The organism is Streptomyces sp. NPDC000594 (genome assembly GCF_040299965.1).
GTDB lineage: Bacteria > Actinomycetota > Actinomycetes > Streptomycetales > Streptomycetaceae > Streptomyces.
The window spans coordinates 121421-138766 of the sequence record NZ_JBEPCY010000001.1 but is presented as its reverse complement, the minus strand read 5'-3'; the positions used below and the strand labels follow the sequence as shown (position 1 = coordinate 138766).

The 17346-nt window shown below is 73.1% G+C and carries 10 protein-coding genes and 1 tRNA gene; 3 read left to right on the top strand and 8 right to left on the bottom strand.

Annotated elements, in window-relative coordinates:
- Positions 1-191 precede the first annotated feature (191 nt).
- Together ABT354_RS00295 and ABT354_RS00290 are read left to right on the top strand one after the other, a co-directional pair.
- Positions 192-7334: an SDR family NAD(P)-dependent oxidoreductase gene (locus tag ABT354_RS00295; protein WP_351486797.1), complete on the top strand. Its 7143-nt coding sequence runs from the start codon at positions 192-194 to the stop codon at positions 7332-7334.
- A gap of 311 nt (positions 7335-7645) precedes the next feature.
- Positions 7646-8512: a lamin tail domain-containing protein gene (locus ABT354_RS00290; RefSeq protein WP_351486795.1), complete on the top strand. Its 867-nt coding sequence runs from the start codon at positions 7646-7648 to the stop codon at positions 8510-8512.
- A gap of 612 nt (positions 8513-9124) precedes the next feature.
- Here the strand turns inward: ABT354_RS00290 and ABT354_RS00285 are convergent.
- Positions 9125-9201: transfer RNA gene (locus ABT354_RS00285), tRNA-Pro, on the bottom strand.
- 158 nt (positions 9202-9359) lie between these two features.
- Between ABT354_RS00285 and ABT354_RS00280 the strand changes: the two genes are divergently transcribed.
- Positions 9360-9851: a DUF309 domain-containing protein gene (locus ABT354_RS00280; protein WP_351486793.1), complete on the top strand. Its 492-nt coding sequence runs from the start codon at positions 9360-9362 to the stop codon at positions 9849-9851.
- A gap of 22 nt (positions 9852-9873) precedes the next feature.
- Here the strand turns inward: ABT354_RS00280 and ABT354_RS00275 are convergent, their stop codons facing one another.
- The 7 genes from ABT354_RS00275 to ABT354_RS00245 form a co-directional block, all read right to left on the bottom strand.
- Positions 9874-10548: a LutC/YkgG family protein gene (locus ABT354_RS00275; protein ID WP_351486790.1), complete on the bottom strand. Its 675-nt coding sequence runs from the start codon at positions 10546-10548 to the stop codon at positions 9874-9876.
- Positions 10545-11972 carry a lactate utilization protein B gene (locus tag ABT354_RS00270; RefSeq protein WP_351486787.1) on the bottom strand — a complete coding sequence of 476 codons (1428 nt, stop codon included), beginning with the start codon at positions 11970-11972 and terminating at the stop codon, positions 10545-10547. The genes ABT354_RS00275 and ABT354_RS00270 overlap by 4 nt, the downstream gene beginning before the upstream one ends.
- The gene (locus ABT354_RS00265) at positions 11969-12739 is read right to left on the bottom strand and encodes a (Fe-S)-binding protein (RefSeq protein WP_351486784.1); all 771 of its coding nucleotides are present in this window, start codon (positions 12737-12739) and stop codon (positions 11969-11971) included. The genes ABT354_RS00270 and ABT354_RS00265 overlap by 4 nt, the downstream gene beginning before the upstream one ends.
- An 18-nt stretch (positions 12740-12757) precedes the next feature.
- Positions 12758-13546, bottom strand: a complete 789-nt coding sequence (locus ABT354_RS00260; RefSeq protein WP_351486781.1) for a sulfite exporter TauE/SafE family protein — start codon at positions 13544-13546, stop codon at positions 12758-12760.
- A 65-nt stretch (positions 13547-13611) separates the two neighbouring features.
- On the bottom strand, positions 13612-14982 hold the full coding sequence (locus tag ABT354_RS00255) for a cytochrome P450 (protein ID WP_351486778.1): 1371 nt from the start codon (positions 14980-14982) through the stop codon (positions 13612-13614).
- 310 nt (positions 14983-15292) lie between these two features.
- Entirely contained in the window at positions 15293-16570 is a 1278-nt protein-coding gene (locus tag ABT354_RS00250; protein ID WP_351486775.1) for a polyprenyl synthetase family protein, read from the bottom strand.
- A gap of 481 nt (positions 16571-17051) precedes the next feature.
- On the bottom strand, positions 17052-17294 hold the full coding sequence (locus tag ABT354_RS00245) for a hypothetical protein (protein ID WP_351488010.1): 243 nt from the start codon (positions 17292-17294) through the stop codon (positions 17052-17054).
- Positions 17295-17346: the final 52 nt, after the last annotated feature.

Below are 17346 nucleotides of genomic sequence, written 5' to 3'. Positions count from 1 at the left end.
GCTGCGGACAGAGGCACTTTCGACCACCGGAGGTCAGGTGCCACGGGTGGGGTGACCTCCGGAACACCGCGGCGCAGGGCGGGACGCCGCTGTGCGAGCGGTGCACACGGCGAACGCCCGGCCCCCTCCCCCTCCTCTCCGCAACCACGACTGGGCGCCCTCCGGGCAGCACGGCCGGAAGGAACACCGCCGTGAGCACCTTCAGTACGACCGCACCACTCCCCGACGGAACAGCCGCCGCGGCCCCTTCGGGACGAACGGTGGCGCGGACGTCGTCCGAGGGCGAGCCGGTCGCCGTCATCGGTATGGCGTGCCGCTTCCCGGGCGGCATCTCCACTCCGGCGGATCTCTGGCGGCTGGTGGCCTCCGGCGGGGAGGCCATCGGGAATCTGCCCACCTCCCGCGGCTGGGACCTCGATTCGCTGTACGACGCGGACCCGCGGAGCCGGGGCACCTTCTACGTCCGGCAGGGCGGCTTCCTCGACGATCCGGCCGGCTTCGACGCCCGGTTCTTCTCCATCGGGCCGCGCGAGGCCGCGGCCATGCACCCGCATCAGCGGCTGCTGCTGGAGACCGCGTGGGAGGCGTGCGAGAGCGCCGGAATCGTCCCGGGGTCGCTGCGGGGCACCGGCGCGGGATCGTTCGTGGGCGCGTTCCACACCGACTACGGCCCGCGGATGCACGAGGGATGCGATGCGGAGGGGCATCTGCTGATCGGTTCAACCGGTGTCGCCGCCGGGCGCCTCTCCTATGTCCTGGGCCTCGAAGGCCCGGCGACCGTCGTCGACACCTCCTGCTCGTCCGGCCTCGCGGCGGTGCATCTGGCCGTCCGGTCGCTCCGGTCGGGCGAGTCCCCGCTGGCCCTGGCCGGTGGGGCATCCGTCCATGGGACACCGGGGCTGCTGGTCGACTTCAGCCGACAGGGGGTACTGGCCGACGACGGCCGCAGCCGCGCCTTCGGCTGCGGGGCCCGGGGATTCGGCATGGCCGAGGGCGCCGCGATGCTGGTGCTGGAGCGGCTCTCGGACGCACGGCGCCACGGGCACCCGGTCCTGGCGGTGATCCGAGGTACGGCCTGGAACCAGGACGGCGCGAGCCAGGGTCTTTCCGCCCCGAGCGGAGCCGCGCAGCAGCGCGTCGTCCGGGCGGCCCTGGCCGACTGCCGGCTCGCGCCCGGGGACGTGGATCTGGTGGAGGCCCATGGCACGGGGACCCGACTGGGCGACCCGGTCGAAGCGGGTGCTCTGCTCGCCACCTACGGGCAGGACCGGCCCGCCGGCCGACCGGTCCATGTGGGCTCGGTGAAGTCCAATATCGGGCACACCCTGGCCGCAGCCGGTCCGGCCGGTCTGATCAAGGTGATCCAGGCCATCCGGCACCGCACACTGCCCAAGACCCTGCACGCCGGGACACCGAACCCCGAAGTCGACTGGGACAGCGGGCACCTGCGGCTGCTCACCGAGTCGATCCCCTGGCCCGGATTCGGGCCGCCGCGCCGGGCCGGGGTCCTGTCCTACGGAGTGAGCGGCACCAACGTCCATGTGATCGTGGAGGAGGCTCCTCCGCCGTCGGCCGTGCCCCGGCAGCCGGTGCCACCCGCCGGAGAACCGGTCGCACCCACTTCCATGAGGCCCTGGATCCTGTCGGCCAGGACTGCCGAGGCATTGCGGGCCCAGGGGCAACGGCTGCTGACCCACCTGCGGGAACACCAGACCCTCGCGCCCGTCGACGTGGGCTGGTCGCTGGCCGCCACCCGGGCACGCTTCGAGCACCGCGCGGCGGTGTTCGGCACCGACCGCGAGCAGCTGACCGCAGCGCTGCGACGGCTGGTGGACGGCGTCGAATCACCGGATGTCGTACGGGGCACGGCACACGCTCCGGCGCGCACGGTCTTCGTCTTTCCCGGCCAGGGCTCCCAGTGGCCGGGCATGGCCGTCGATCTGCTGGCGTCGTCGCCGGTCTTCGCAGAGCGGATGGAGGCATGTGAGCGGGCGCTGTCCCCGCATGTGCAGTGGTCGCTGACGGATGTCCTGCGCGGTGCCCCGGACGCCCCCGGTCTCGACCGGGTGGATGTGGTGCAGCCGGTGCTGTTCGCCGTCATGGTGTCGCTCGCCGCGCTGTGGCGGGCCCACGGGGTCGAGCCCGACGCCGTCATCGGCCACAGCCAGGGCGAGATCGCCGCGGCCTGTGTCGCCGGTGCCCTGAGCCTGGAGGACGCGGCGAAGGTGGTCGCGCTGCGCGGCCGGGCGCTGCTCGAACTCTCCGGCACCGGCGGTATGGCGACACTGGCGCTGTGCGCCGAGGACGCCGGGGAACTGCTCGGCCGCTGGGAGGGACGGCTGTCCGTCGCCGCTCACAACAGTCCCGGGAGTACGGTCGTCTCCGGCGAAGCGCGGGCGCTCGCGGAGCTGCTGGCCCGGTGCGAGGAGCGCGGGGTGTGGGCCCGGCGGATCGCCGTCGACTACGCCTCGCACTCCCCGCACGTCGAACGCCTCCGGGAACGCCTGTCGGCCGAACTCGCGGACATCCGGCCCCGGCGGAGCACGCTCCCGTTCTGCTCCACCGTCACCGGGGGCCTCATCGAGACCGGTGGACTCGACGCCTCCTACTGGTTCCGCAATCTGCGCCGGCCGGTCCGGTTCGCCCCCGCCCTGGAGTCCCTCCTGCGCGATGAGCACACCGCCCTCGTCGAGATCAGTCCGCATCCGGTACTCGCCATGGGCATGCAGGAGATCACCGAGACCGCGGGCTCCCCGGCCACCGTGCTGTCGACGCTGCGACGCGACGACGGTGACATGGACCGCTTCCACCGGGCGCTCACCGAGGCGCATGTCCACGGGGTCCCGGCCGACTGGGCGACGGTGTTCGCCGGAACCGGCGCGCGGCCGGTGGATCTGCCGACGTACGCCTTCCAGCACGAACGGTTCTGGCTGGACGAAACCCCGGGCCGGCGCTCCGGTGCCGCCACCAGCGGCCAGGACGCCTCCGACCATCCGCTGCTCGGCGCACAGACCCATCTCGCCGATTCGGGGCAACTGCTGCTGACCGGACGGCTGTCCCGGCCCACCCACCCCTGGCTGGCCGACCACGCCGTACGCGGGACGGTGCTGCTACCCGGTACGGCCTTCCTGGATCTGGCCCTGCACACCGCTGTCCTGCTGGGCTGCGACCGTGTCGACGAAGTCGTCCTGGAACAGCCACTCGTCCTGCCCGGGGACGATGCCGTCCGCATCCAGATCGCCGCCGCACCTTCTTCCGACGGCACGTACACCCTGCGCGTCCACTCGCGCGCCGAGAACGCCGCCGACGGCACTCCCTGGACCCGTCACGCCTCCGGGGTGCTGTCCGCCGGGTCCCCCGCGGCACCTGCCGCGCCCACCGGCCGGCCCTGGCCGCCGTCCGGAGCGCTGCCCGTCGGCATCGACGGCCTGTATCCGCGGCTGGCGGACACCGGCTACGAGTACGGTCCGGCCTTCCGTAATCTGACAGCCGTATGGCGCGACGGCGACACGATCCTGGCCGAGGCGGGACTCAGCCGTGAACACCACGCCGACGCCGACCGCTTCGTCCTCCATCCCGCCCTGCTCGACGCGGTCCTGCATGCGCTGCTCGCGGAGTCCGATGACGGTACGGAGGGACTGACGCTCCCCTTCTCCTGGCACGATGTCAGGCTCCACACCACGGGAGCCACCCGCCTGCGGGCCCGTCTCGTACGCGAATCGGACGGCACGGTCGGCGTCACGGTGAGCGACCCCTCCGGCGCGCCGGTGGCCGAGGCCCGGTCATTGGTCCTGCGCCCCGTCAGCGGGAACGCCCTGCGGTCGTCGGCAATCGCCGAAACGGCTCTGTACCGTGCCGTCTGGCCCACGAAGCCGCTCGCCCCGGCCGACGACGCGGGCGGCACCGACTGGGTCTGGGCGGGCTCCGGTACGGCGCTGCGCGCGGTGACGGCCGGTCTCGTACCCCAGGACCTGTGCCGTCCGGATCTCGCGGCCCTCCGGCAAGCCGCCGCGGCCGGGGCGCCGATCCCGGAGACTGCCGTCCTGGTCCCTCCGCTCCAGGACGGCGACGACGTCACCGCGTCCGGAGTGCGCGCGCTCGTCCGGGAGACCATCGACCAGCTTCAGGCGTGGCTGGCCGACGACCGGCACACCGACACCCGTCTGCTGGTGGTCACCCACCGGGCGGTGACCACCGAGGCAGGCGAGGAGCTCCGCTCCCCCGGGCAGGCCGCGCTCTGGGGACTGCTGCGTTCCGCCCAGAACGAGCACCCGGGACGGTTCACCCTCGCCGACCTCGACGGCCTGGAAACCTCGTTCCGGGCCCTGCCCACCGCACTGGCCATCGGCGAACCCCAGTTCGCGCTGCGCGACGGCACCCTGCGCACACCCCGGCTCGCCCCGGCCGCCACGACGGCCGCGCTGACACCACCGGACCTCCAAGCCCCCTGGAAGCTGGAGTTCGGCACCACGAACACCCTCGACGGCATGCGGCTGATGCCCGCGCCCGAGGCGGACCGTCAGCCCGGCGACGGAGAGGTCCGGGTCTCCGTACGCGCGACCGGCATCAACTTTCGCTTTGTCCTCATGGCCCTCGGAATGATCGTGGACCACCATGCTCATTTCGCCGAGGCGGCGGGTGTGGTGACCGGGACCGGGCCGGGTGTCACCGGCTTCGTCCCCGGTGACAGGGTCATGGGGTTGCTACCCGGCTGCACCGTGTTCGCCACCGAAGCGATCATCGACCAACGGCGGCTGCTTCCCGTCCCGGACGGCTGGTCCTTCCCTCAGGCGGCCACCGTGCCGGTGGCGTACCTCACCGCCCATGACGCCCTGGTACGCCTCATCGGCCTCAAGAAGGACGCCAAGGTCCTGATCCACGCCGCGGCCGGCGGGGTCGGCATGGCCGCCGTCCGACTCGCCCGCCATCTGGGCGCCGAGGTCTACGCCACCGCGAGCGCCGCCAAGTGGGACACCCTCCGGGCCATGGGGATCGCCGACACTCACCTCGCCTCCTCCCGCACCCTCGACTTCGAGCACGACTTCCTCCGGCGCACCGAGGGAGCCGGGGTGGATGTCGTACTGAACTGCCTCGCAGAGGAGTTCATCGACGCCTCACTGCGCCTGATGCCCCGCGGCGGACACTTCGTCGAGCTGGGGAAGACCGACCTCCGCAATCCCGCGACCGTCGCGAACGATCACCCCGGTGTGGCCTACCGGGTCATCGACCTGTCGTCGGCGGACACCGGCCGCTGGCACACCCTGCTCACCGAGCTGTCCGACCTGATCCGCCGGGAGGTCGCCCTCCCCCTCCCCGTGGTCGCGTGGGACGCCCGCCGCGCTCCCGAGGCGTTCCGCCATATGAGCCAGGCCAGGCACACGGGCAAGAACGTCCTGATCACACCCCGCGTCCCGGACCCCGACGGCACCGTCCTGATCACCGGCGGCACCGGAACCCTCGGCAGCCTCCTCGCCCGCCACCTGGTCACCGAACACGGCGCCCGCCACCTGCTGCTGACCAGCCGCCGAGGACCCGGCGCACCGGGAGCCGCCGCTCTGCGCGACGAGCTGACCTCGCTCGGCGCCCGGGTCACCATCGCCGCCTGCGACACCGCGGACTACGACGCCCTGCGCCGTCTCCTCGATACCGTGCCCCCCGCGCACCCGCTGACCTCCGTCATCCATACCGCCGGCATCCTCGACGACGCCACCCTCACGACCCTGACCCCCGAACAGGTGGACCGCGTACTGCGCCCGAAGGTCGACGCCGCCCTCCACCTTCACGAACTCACCCGTGACATGGATCTGTCGGCCTTTGTGCTCTACTCCTCCATGGCCGGGCAGCTCGGCACCGGCGGGCAGGCCAACTACGCCGCGGCCAACACCTTCCTGGACGCCCTCGCACAACACCGTCGCGCCCAGGGCCTTCCGGGCATCTCCCTGGCCTGGGGCCACTGGGAACAGGACAGCGGCATGACCGGCCATCTGGACCACGCAGACCGGGCCCGGATCCGGAGTCAGGGCCTGCGCTCCCTCACGAACCAGGAGGGCCTGGCCCTCTACGACGCGGCGGTTCGGTCCGAGGAACCCCTCCTCGCCGCAGCCGCCCTCGGTCTCGCCGACTCCTCGCGGGACAGCACACCGCCCCTGCTGCGCGACCTCGTCCGGCCACGGAACCGGCCCATCCGCCGCACACCGGACACCGAACCCTCCACCGCCCTTCAACTGGCCGGCCTCGGAGCCGAGAAGCAGCGAGTCGCCCTGCTCGATCTCGTGCTCGACCGCGCCGCCTCGGCGCTCGGACACACTGGCGGGGACGCCGTGGACCCGGACGGCCCCTTCCGCGCCGCCGGGTTCGACTCCCTCGCGTCCGTCCAGCTCCGCAACAGCCTCACCATCGCGACAGGTGTTCACCTGGCCACGACCGCGGTCTTCGACCACCCCACCCCCCGGAAGCTGGCCGAACATCTCACCACCCTGCTCTCCTCCACCAGCGCCCCGCCCGGCACCGGCACCGAGGGGCCGGACCATCACATCGCCGATTACCACGCCGCGCGACGGGCGGGCGACCCGGCCGGCGCCACGACGACGGCACGCGCCGCCACCAAGACGCGTCTGGCCGCGGAACGCCGCGGGAGGACACGGGCGGCGCCGGCCCGGCCCACAGTCCTGGCCCAGGGAGGGTGGGCGCCCCGCATCATCTGCGTCCCCGCGCTGCCCGCCCCGGCCGACCCACTCCAGTACCGGACGCTGGCCCGGTACCTGCACCCGCACCGGGGCGTGACCGTACTCCCACTCCCGGGCTACACCGAAGGCGAACCGCTGCCGCCCACCCGGGACACGCTCGTCAGCACCATGGCCGAAGCCGCGCGGGAAGCGTCACAGGGCGAACCCTACGTACTGCTGGGACACTCCAGCGGCGGCTGGGTCGCCTACGCCACAGCCCAGCAGCTCTCCGGCCACCCGAACCCACCCCTCGGAGTCGTCCTCCTGGACACCGGCGTCGGCCGTGAGATCACACCCGACCTCGCGACCGAAGTGACCTGGCGCTCCTGGGAACACACCGGAGAGGCGGACCTCCTCGACACAGCCGGCCTCACCGCGATGAGCCACTACTTCGACCTGTTCACCGCATGGAAGCCGGACCACCCCCGACTACCCGCCCTCCTTGTGGCGGCCGAGACGCCGACCCTCGGCCTGAAGGCCGAATTCCCCCTCGTCCCGAGCACCACCACGCCCGGCGACCACCTGACCATGACGCGGGAACACGCCGAAACCACCGCTCACGCCGTCGAGAAATGGATCAACCGCATCGCCGGCCCGAACACCGGCTGAAGCCCCAACCGCCACAACCGCTCTCCAGGACTGCACCACTGACTCCGGCGGCTTTCCCCTCGCGGATGTCGTCCTGGTGGGGCAGGTGGGTGGCGAGGGCCGTGCGGGTGGCGTCGGCGCGAGATCGGTCGCCGAGCCGGTGGCCGGCCTCGGAAGAGCCGGGCCCGGCCACGGCCCGGCGGGGTCGTTATACCGGACCTTCGGCCCGGACAACCGGACTTTCCGATAGTCGGCACGGCTTGGAGGTCGGCCGACTACGTTCAGCCGGTGAATGCCTGGAATGGCCAGGTGGGGACAAGGGAGTTCAGGACATGCACACAGCCACGTCGACAGCCCATTGGCTGGACTTTGTGATGCTTCCGCCCGCACCCAACGCCGGCGGGCTCGGCACGGGACAGCTGACCTGGGGGTTACCGCCGGAGGGCGGCGCGCCCAACTCCCTCACCTTCCAGGGCGCCACCGGTGAGATCCCCACCGACGGCTCGGAGTTCATCGTCGGAACCCTGACCCACGCGAACCGCCCCACCGGGGCGGCCGGCCCCGGCTTCATCGCCCGGCTGGCACTGACCCTCACGTTCCCCGACGGCCGTTCGCTGCAGAACGGCTACGCAATCCGCCACCAGGAGACCCCGGACCTCGGCGGTCCCGTCGACGACGTGATCGACTTCCTCGGCGGCTGGGGCCCCGGGATCGACCTCGACGGCACCACCTACGTGGCCCACGTCACCAGGTTCGCGGCCCCGGGCCGGGAAACCACGCCGAGCCCACTGGTGAACCCCTCCTTCGCCAGCCCGGAGAACAGTGACACCGCGGTCTCCGTGATGGCGGTCATGGTCCGCACCGACGCCCCGGATCTGCGAATTACCACCGTGCACCAGGGCAACGTCGCACGCACCCAGTCGGACGAGTACGTGGAGATCCTCAACCGCAGCGTGTACCAGGTCAACCTCGACGGCTGGACCGTGGACGCGGGAGACGAAGGCCAGAACCTCGCCCTGCCGTCCGCGATCCTCTGGCCCGGTCGGCGCATCCGTATCCACACCAACGAGATCCACCCCGAATGGGGCGGCTTCTCCTTCCACAGCAAGCGCGCGATCTGGAACGACAAGGGCGACACCGCCACCCTGCGCACCCCCACGGGCACCGTCGCCTCCGAGTACCGCTACGGCAAGGCCTGACAGAACACTGCCCCCAGCCCCCGGCCGGGGGTTGATGAGCACCCTCCACAGAGATCCGGCCCCGTTGCGGTGGGGCACGCGCACAGCACGGTCCGGCAGGCAGGAGCACCGGCTCCACTCCGCCGCCGATCAAGCCGATACGGGCCGAGACGACGTACAACAGAGGTCAGCGCCCGGCGGGATCGATCCCGCCGGGCCTGCCACGCAGCCGGACCAGCTCGTGGAATGCACACGCCGTTCGGTCCCGGGTCTTCGGCGCCCAAAAGGCCGACAGAAGGCGCGGGGCACACTCCCCGCCCTGAGCTCGCGGAGTCGGCAGTCCTCGGGATGGTTACCAGAGCGGCGGAGATGAGCGTCTTCTGCCAAGAGGGCACTTTCCAGCGTGAACTTCCCTGGTACCGAGATACCTCCACCCCGACATGCACAAGATCACCGACGCCGGCCCATCCCTCAGCGTCTATCCCAGCCCTGTCCGCGCACCGGTCGCCCTGCCCGTGTCCCCGGCAGGACCCGCCAGGCACCGCTGGATCCGCTGGTCCCCAACTGGTCCCCAAGAAAAACCGGAAGGCGGTACCGGATTTCTCCGATACCGCCTACGACCTGCGAAAACGCTGGTCGGGACGACAGGATTTGAACCTGCGACCCCTTGACCCCCAGTCAAGTGCGCTACCAAGCTGCGCCACGTCCCGTTTGCTCGCCTTCCGGCCCTGTGGCCCGGCGTGCAAGACAACATTACCCCACGTAGGGGGGCGCTGTGGACCATGACCGGGCGGGCCGCCGGGGTGGTCCGCGGCGGGGTCGGGGAGCGTGCCAGGGAGCCTTGAGGGCGAGGGGGGAGAATCGAGGGGTGGAACGACGGAAGAGTGGCGCGGCGAGGGACCGGGACACCGAGGGGCGGGCCCGCAGTGCGCGGCCCCGGGACGGGCTGGGCCGACCGCTGCCCTATGGGGCACCGGGAGTGGCCCGGCAGCCCGAGGGGGTGGTGCGGACCCCGGGCGCCACCCTGGCGGAGGCGCAGCGGCTGCTCGACGCGGGCCTGCCCTTCCATGCCCATGAGGTCTTCGAGGACGCCTGGAAGTCCGGGCCGGAGGCCGAGCGCGAGCTCTGGCGGGGGCTCGCGCAGCTGGCGGTGGGGCTGACCCATGCCGCGCGCGGCAATGCCCGGGGCGGGGCCCGGCTGCTGCGCCGGGGCGCGGACCGGATCACGGAGGAGAGCACCGGTCCGTACGGGGTGGACACCGCCGGCCTGGCCGTCTGGGCGCGCTCCCTCGCCGCACGGGTGGAGAGCGGGGCGGGCCCGGTCGACCCGGTGGCCGAGTCCCCCCGGCTGACCCGCTGACACCGGGGGCCCGGCACGGGGTTCACTCCTCCAGCAGCAGGATCACCTCCAGCCGCCGGGGCCCGTGCACCCCCTCGACCCGGTCGAGTTCGATGTCGCTGGTGGCCGACGGCCCCGAGATCCAGGTGAGCGGGCGGGTCGGATCGAGACGCGGCAGCGCCCGGGGCACCGAGGGCACGATCTGGCCGGGGGCGCGCACCACGCACAGATGCAGATCGGGTACGAGGGTCAGGGCGCGGCGCCCCTGGGCCGCTCCCCCGTCCAGGACGAGGGTGCCGGTCTCGGCGATGGCGAGGGCGCAGCCGCTGAGGACGGCGGAGCAGGCGTCCAGCTCGGCGGCGGTGAGCGGGGCGGACCCACCCGGCCGGCGCGGGCCCTCGCGGCGCGGACCGTCATGGCGCGGTTCGGCGGCGGTGGCGGCGAGCCAGCCGTCGGGCACCCCCTCGGGCACCACCACCGTGCGGGCGCCGTGCCCGGTCAGGATCTCCCCGATCAGTGCGGCGAGACCGGCCGGGTCGGTGCGGTGCACGGTGGCCCGGTACTCGGTGAGATTGCGGTCGAGCAGATCCATGAGGGCCGCCGGATCACCCCCCGTATGGCTGTCGCGGTAGTCGCGCTCGGGCGGTGGCGCGGGCGGCGCGTCCGCGACGGCGGCACGGATCCGGGCGAGGACGCGGTCGCGCGCCGAACCGGTCATCGGCGGTTCCTCCGCCACCACGCGCGGAACGACTCCCGCGGCATCTCGGGCAGCTCCCGGCTGTCCGTCCAGGCCCCCGCCCCCGGCAGCCGGGAGGGGTGGACCGCACGGGTGGCCCCCGCCAGCCGCTCCCCCGCCGCCAGGGCCCCCGGGTGGTCCAGCAGCCACCCCGCCGCCCGGATCGCGGCCTTCTCCACGCGGTGTCCCGGGCCGCCGCGTTCGGCGATCCGCTCCCGCAGATGGACCAGGATCCCGGGGATGTCGATGGCGACCGGACACACCTCGTAGCAGGCGCCGCAGAGCGAGGAGGCGTACGGCAGCGAGGCGTCGACCGGATTCTCGATCCCGCGCAGCTGGGGGCTGAGGACCGCGCCGATCGGCCCGGGGTAGACGGAGCCGTACGCATGCCCCCCGGCCCGTTCGTACACCGGACAGACATTGAGACAGGCCGAGCAGCGGATGCAGCGCAGGGCCTGCCGTCCGATGTCGTCGGCGAGGGCGGTGGTGCGGCCGTTGTCGAGCAGGACCAGATGGAAGGCGCTCGGCCCGTCGCCGTCCGTGGTGCCGGTCCACAGGGAGGTGTACGGGTTCATCCGCTCGGCGGTGGAGGAGCGCGGCAGGGTCTGGAGGAAGACCTCCAGGTCGCGCCAGGTCGGGATGGTCTTCTCGATGCCGACGACGGAGATCAGGGTCTCCGGCAGGGTCAGACACATCCGGCCGTTGCCCTCGGATTCGAGGACCACCAGGGTGCCGCTGTCGGCGACCATGAAGTTGGCCCCGGAGACGGCGACCTTGACCCGCAGGAACTTCTCCCGCAGATGCAGCCGGGCCGCCTCGGCGAGTTCCCGGGGGCTGTCCCCGAGGTCCTCGGGGGCGGGCCGGCCCCAGTCGCCCATGGTCGCGCGGAAGATGTCCCGGATCTCGCCGCGATTGCGGTGGATGGCGGGGACGAGGATGTGCGAGGGCCGGTCGTCGCCGAGCTGGACGATGAGTTCGGCGAGGTCCGTCTCGTACACCCGGATCCCGTCGGCGGCCAGGGCCTCGTTGAGTCCGATCTCCTGGGTGGCCATCGACTTGACCTTGATGACCTCGCGTTCGCCGGTGGCCCGTACCAGCCCGGAGACGATCCGGTTGGCCTCCGCGGCGTCCTCGGCCCAGTGGACGGTACCGCCCGCGGCGGTGACGGCGGCCTCCAGCTCCAGCAGATAGCGGTCGAGATGGCGCAGGGTGTGGTCCTTGATCCGGCGGCCGGCCTCGCGCAGCTGTTCCCAGTCGTCCAGTTCGGCGACGGCACGGGCGCGTTTCTCCCGGATGGTGTGGGTGGCATGGCGCAGATTGGCGCGGAGCACCGGGTCATGGACGGCCTCCGCCGCGGCCCGGGGGAAGGGCGGAAAGGCCGGCATTCCGAGATCGGTCCTGGTCATGGCCGCCTCTCCGGGACAGCGGACGGCCGGGCGGTGGCACCGGCCCAGGCCCTCGGCGGGCGGTAGGGGTGCTCCTCGGTGGCGGCCAGGATCTCGGCGAGATGCAGGGGCAGCAGGGGCTCGCGCCGGCGCCGGATGATCCCGCCGAGGTGGAGGAGGCAGGAGTTGTCGGCGCCGCAGAGCACCGTCGCCCCGGTGGCGGCGGCGTTGCCGACCTTGTCCAGGCCCATCGCCGCGGAGACATCCGGGTTCTTGACGGCGAAGGTGCCGCCGAAGCCGCAGCACTCCTCGGCCCCGGGCAGCTCGCGGAGGGTCAGCCCGCGCACCGCGCGCAGCAGCCGCACGGGCCGGTCGCCCAGGCGCAGGGAGCGCAGTCCGTGGCAGGAGGGGTGATAGGTGACGGTGTACGGGAAGTAGGCGCCCACCTCCACGGTGCCGAGGACATCGGTCAGGAACTCGGTCAGCTCGTACATCCGGGGTCCGAGGGTGTGCTCACCGAGGGAGGGATAGTGCTCGCGCACCATCGCGGCGCAGGAGCCGGAGGGGGTGACGATGTACTCGTACCCCGCGAAGGCCCGTGCGGTGCGGCGTACCAGGGGTGCGGTCTCGCGCCGGTAGCCGGTGTTGAACTGTGGCTGTCCGCAGCAGGTCTGCTCCTCCGGGAAGTCCACCTCCACACCGAGGCGTTCCAGGAGCCGTACGGTGGCGATGCCGGTGGACGGGTGGAGGGCGTCGTTGACACAGGTGACGAAGAGGGCCACACGCATGGTCGGAGGATAGGTCCCTCACCCCACCGGGGCCAGCAGATGCAGCGCGCCGAGGGCGGTCGCCGCGAGAACCAGCCGTTCGAAGAGCCTCTGGTCGATCCGGCCCGCGCAGCGGCGGCCGAGGGCGGCACCCGGGAGGACGAATCCCACCAGGGCGGCGTCGAGGAGGAGCGACTGGCGGTCGATGAGTCCGAGGCCGACGCTGAAGGGCACCTTGGCGGCGTTGACGACCAGGAAGAACCAGGCGGAGGTGGCGAGGAAGCCCAGGGCACGGAAGCGGGCGGAGAGCAGATAGAGGGAGAGCACCGGGCCGCCGGCGTTGGCGACCATGGTGGTGAAGCCGCCGAGGAGCCCGTACGCCCCGGTCCGTACCCGGCCGGTGGCCGCGGGGACCCCGGGCGACGCGGCGGGTGTCTCGGCGGCACCCCCGGGAGGCGCGGCCCGTGAGCGGCGCCCGGCCAGGGTGACCGCCAGCATCAGCAGCAGGATCGTCCCGATGGAGGTCCGCACCGCCCGGTCGTCGGCATGGGCGAGGAAGAGGGTCCCGGCGACCACCCCGGCGACGACGGCCGGAAACAGCCGCAGCAGGGTGGGCCAGTGGGTGTGGCCCCGGTACGCCCGGACGGCGATCAGATCGGCGGTCAGCAGGAGCGGCAGCAGGACCCCGGTGGACTCCCGCGCCGGGAGGACGGCCGCGAAGACGGCGAGCGCGACGGTCCCGGCGCCGCCGACCGCCGTCTTGGCGAAGCCGACCAGGACGGCGGCGCACGCGAGCGCCAGGAACTCCCCCACGGTGACGGTGTCCATGACACCGCATCCGGTCATGCCCCGGGCGCCGGGTCAACCCCGCGTACCGGATCCGTACCCCGCGCTCAGCCCCGTCCCACGGGCCGTACCCGGTCCCGGGCGAGGACCCGCAGGGTGACCTCCGGGGCCATCAGCGCCTTGAGCCGGGGGCGGACCGGCAGCGGGGAGAGCGGGGCCAGCCGCCAGCGGGACACGATCGCCGCGAGCACCAGGACGCTCTCCATCAGCGCGAACCGCTCACCGATACAGATCCGCGGGCCACCGCCGAAGGGCATGTAGCGGGTACGGTCGGGCGGACCGCCGGCCCAGCGGTCGGGGTCGAAGGCATCCGGATCGGGATAGAACTCGGGCCTCCGGTGGACCACATAGGGGCTGAAGGCCACCACGGTGCCCGCGGGCAGCGCCACCCCGGCCAGCTCGGTGTCCTGGGTGAGGAAGCGGTGCATCAGCCAGGCCGACGGATGCAGCCGCAGGGTCTCGGTGACCACCCGTGCGGTCAGCTCAAGACCGGAGAGGGCGTCATGGGTGACCGGTCCGCCGGCCAGGACCCGGTCGGTCTCCTCCTGGAGCCGGGTCTGGAGATCGGGGCGGGTGGCGAGATGGGTCAGGGCCCAGGCGATGGTGCCCCCGGTGGTCTCCGCGCCCGCGATGAAGAACGTACGGACCTGCCCGGCGAGTTCCCCGTCCGTCAGCCGCCGCTGCTCCCCCGCCCCCTCCGGGTCCCGCGCCTGGAGCAGGGCGGAGAAGAGATCGCCGTGGTCGACGCCGTCCGCACGGCGGGCGGCGATGGTCCGGTCGACCAGTTCCGCGATCCGTTCGTCCGCCTGCCGGTAGCGGCGGTTGTCGGCGGTCGGCAGCCGTCCGATCCAGTGCGGCATCACGGACCGCCGGATCGCGCCGCGGATCAGCAGGGAGAAGTCATCGGTGATCCGGTGCCGGGAGTCCGACGGCAGCCCGGATGCGTACGCGGAGGCGAACATCGTCCGCACCGCGACCCGCAGGGTCAGGGCGGCGGTCTCGGCGGCGACCGCCACGGTACGGCCGTCGCTCCAGGAGGCGGCGAAGGCCTCGCCCTCCTCCGCCATGATCTGCCCGTACGCGCCGAGCCGGCTCGCCTGGAACGACGGCTGGCAGAGCCGCCGCTGACGGCGGTGGCGGGCATGGGGGCAGGTGGCGAGGCCGTCGCCGACCACCTCCCGGGTGCGCTTGAGGATCGGGCCGCCCTTGTCGAAGGTCCGGTCGTCGACCAGGACCTTGCGGATCGTGGCGGGATCGCAGAGGAAGGCCACCCGGTTCGGCCCGAGCCGCAGACCGAACAGATCACCGCGCCCGATCAGCGAGTCGAGATAGGTGATGGGATCCCGGAGCAGGGGCAGGGCATGCCCCAGACCGGGTACGGCCCCGGGTGCGGTCGGCATATCGGTGACGGCGCTCATCGCCACTCTCCTTCTCGGGGTACGGACACACACGGGGTACGGACACAGGGCGTACGGGCCAACGAGGTACGGACACACGAGGTACGGCCACGCGGGGACGGCACAGGAGCAGAGGGAGCAGAGGGAGCAGGGACAGCGGGAGCAGGGGCACATGGGACAGATGCGTACGGAGCAGGGGCGTACGGGACGGGGCTTCGAAGGGCATGCCTTCAGGGGGCACGGAATCTACGGGAGTGCGACGGTACGGAGCTGGGGTGGCGCTGGACGGCCGCTGGTGCGCGGGAGACGGATGCGTCGTACGAGGTGCTGCTCAGGGGAGCGTTCCGGGCAACGGTCCGGCGCCGCCCGCCACCGCCGGCACCAGGGTCTCCAGGCGTCTGCGGTGGGCCGAGTCGGGCAGGACGGTCAGGGCCCCCGCCGCGCGCATGGCATAGCGCCGGGCGAGCCCGGCCGCCGCCCGGTGACCGCCGGTCTCGATCACCAGGGAGTGGACGGAACGATCGGCTCCGGCTCCATACGGGTCGGCGAACGCCCGGTGGAGGGCGGCCCGCTGCTCGGGATCGGCCCGGTCGCGGGCGAGCAGCACGGGCAGCGAGGGCGTTCCGCGCACGGGTACGGGCGGCGGCCCGGGCCATGGTCCGGCCGGGATCGGCCCTTCGGCATCCTCGGCCTCCGCCGTCCCGGCGGTCTCCCCCGTCCCGGCCGTGTCTCCCGCTCCGGCTGCATCCCCTGCTCCGGCTGCCTCTCCTGACCTGGCCGTCTCCCCCGCTCCGGCCGTATCACCCGTTCCCCGTGGGGTACGAGGGCTGCCGGTGCCCTCCCGTCCCTCCGGAGCGCCCGGTTCCGGTGGCGGTGCCAGGACGAACGGACGGGTCTCGTGCTGGATCAGCAGGGCCACGCCCAGATGCTCGCCATAGGCGGCGAGCGCGTCCGCCTGCTCGGGCCGGGCCCCGGCGAGGGTCGCCCCGATCCGGCAGGCGGCGGCGAAGGGGGCGGCCGTGGTCAGCCGGGCCGCCTCCAGCCAGCGCCGGGCCTCGGTGTCCAGCCGGCCGGCCTGGGACCGCTCCCGCGCCAGCCCGGCCCGGACGGCGCGGGCGGACCAGCCCTGGATCCGGCAGGCGGCGGCGATCCGCGCCTCCGGGACCCCACGGGCCGCACACTCGGAGAGCGCCTCGAACCAAGCATGGAAGGGGAGGCTCCCCATCACCACCGCCGTGGCCGACCCCAGCCGGTCATGGACGGCGCCGCCCGGGGCCGGGGCCCCCGGCAGTCCGCGTGCCACCGGGTCGTCGCCGGGGCGCCCATCGCCGGTCAGCAGGAACTCAAGGCCGACGGCGGCGGGCACCACCGGGGTGGTGGACCCCCCGGTGGCGAGCGCGCTCCGGACCAGCAGCATCGGACGCAGCAGCCCTCCGTGGGACCGCGCCCGCTGTGGCCCCGGGCGACCGGAGGGGCGCACTCCGGCGGGCAGTCGGCGGCTCCGTTCCCTGATGATCAGGTCGGCGAGCAGGGCGTCCTGGGCCAGGGCGTGGAGACGCCGGGCGTCCGCTCCGCTCGCCGGGGGTAACTCCGGCTCGGGCCGGGCCATATGCACTCCTGAGGAGGGGGTGGGTGAGGGGCAGCCGTGGCCCCCGCCCGCGACGGGCCGTCCGGGCCGGTCCGGGTGTGTACGGGGCGGTTCCGAATGCGCGCGGGTCACGCCGGGTGCGCACGGGTAGCGTCACGCGCTCAGGGCGCCGCCGCCGTCCCGGCACCCGCCGGACACCCCACACGTTCCCGGACATCCGGCTGCCTCCGGAGACCTCGATGGACGGATACCGGCGCGGATGCCGCAATCCGCGCCGGCGGTCCAGGAGAAACGCCGGGTCACTGAGCCGGACATCCCTCCCACCGTGTGCACGGCCGTCCGGGCGCGGTCGTTCACCGCTGATCCGTGCCGATGCGACGGTGGGGCCCGGCCGTCCCGTTCTCTGGCCGGATCTGATCGGTGGCACAGCGGCCCCGGTGGGTGCCACGAGCGCCGGGCTCCCGGCACCCACCCGCCCGACCAGCGGTTTCGGCGTCGCGGTTCAGCGCTGCGGGGCGAGCATCCGCCACAGCCGGTCACAGGCGTCGGACTCCCGCGAATGGCGTGCCATGACCTCATGGCTGCCCCGCTCGTACACCCCGGTCTCCCACCCTCCCTCCGGGCCCCTGCGCAGAAAGACATGGTCGGGCGGCGTGGGTACGGGTTCGTGCACGCCCTCGACGTGGTAGTACGCGTCGGCTACGCCCGCCGCCCGCAGGGCCTCCCGCAGGGCGTACCGGTCCAGCTCCGGGTGATCCGGGTGCCCCGGGTGCTCCGGCCGTTCTTCAGCCATGTGC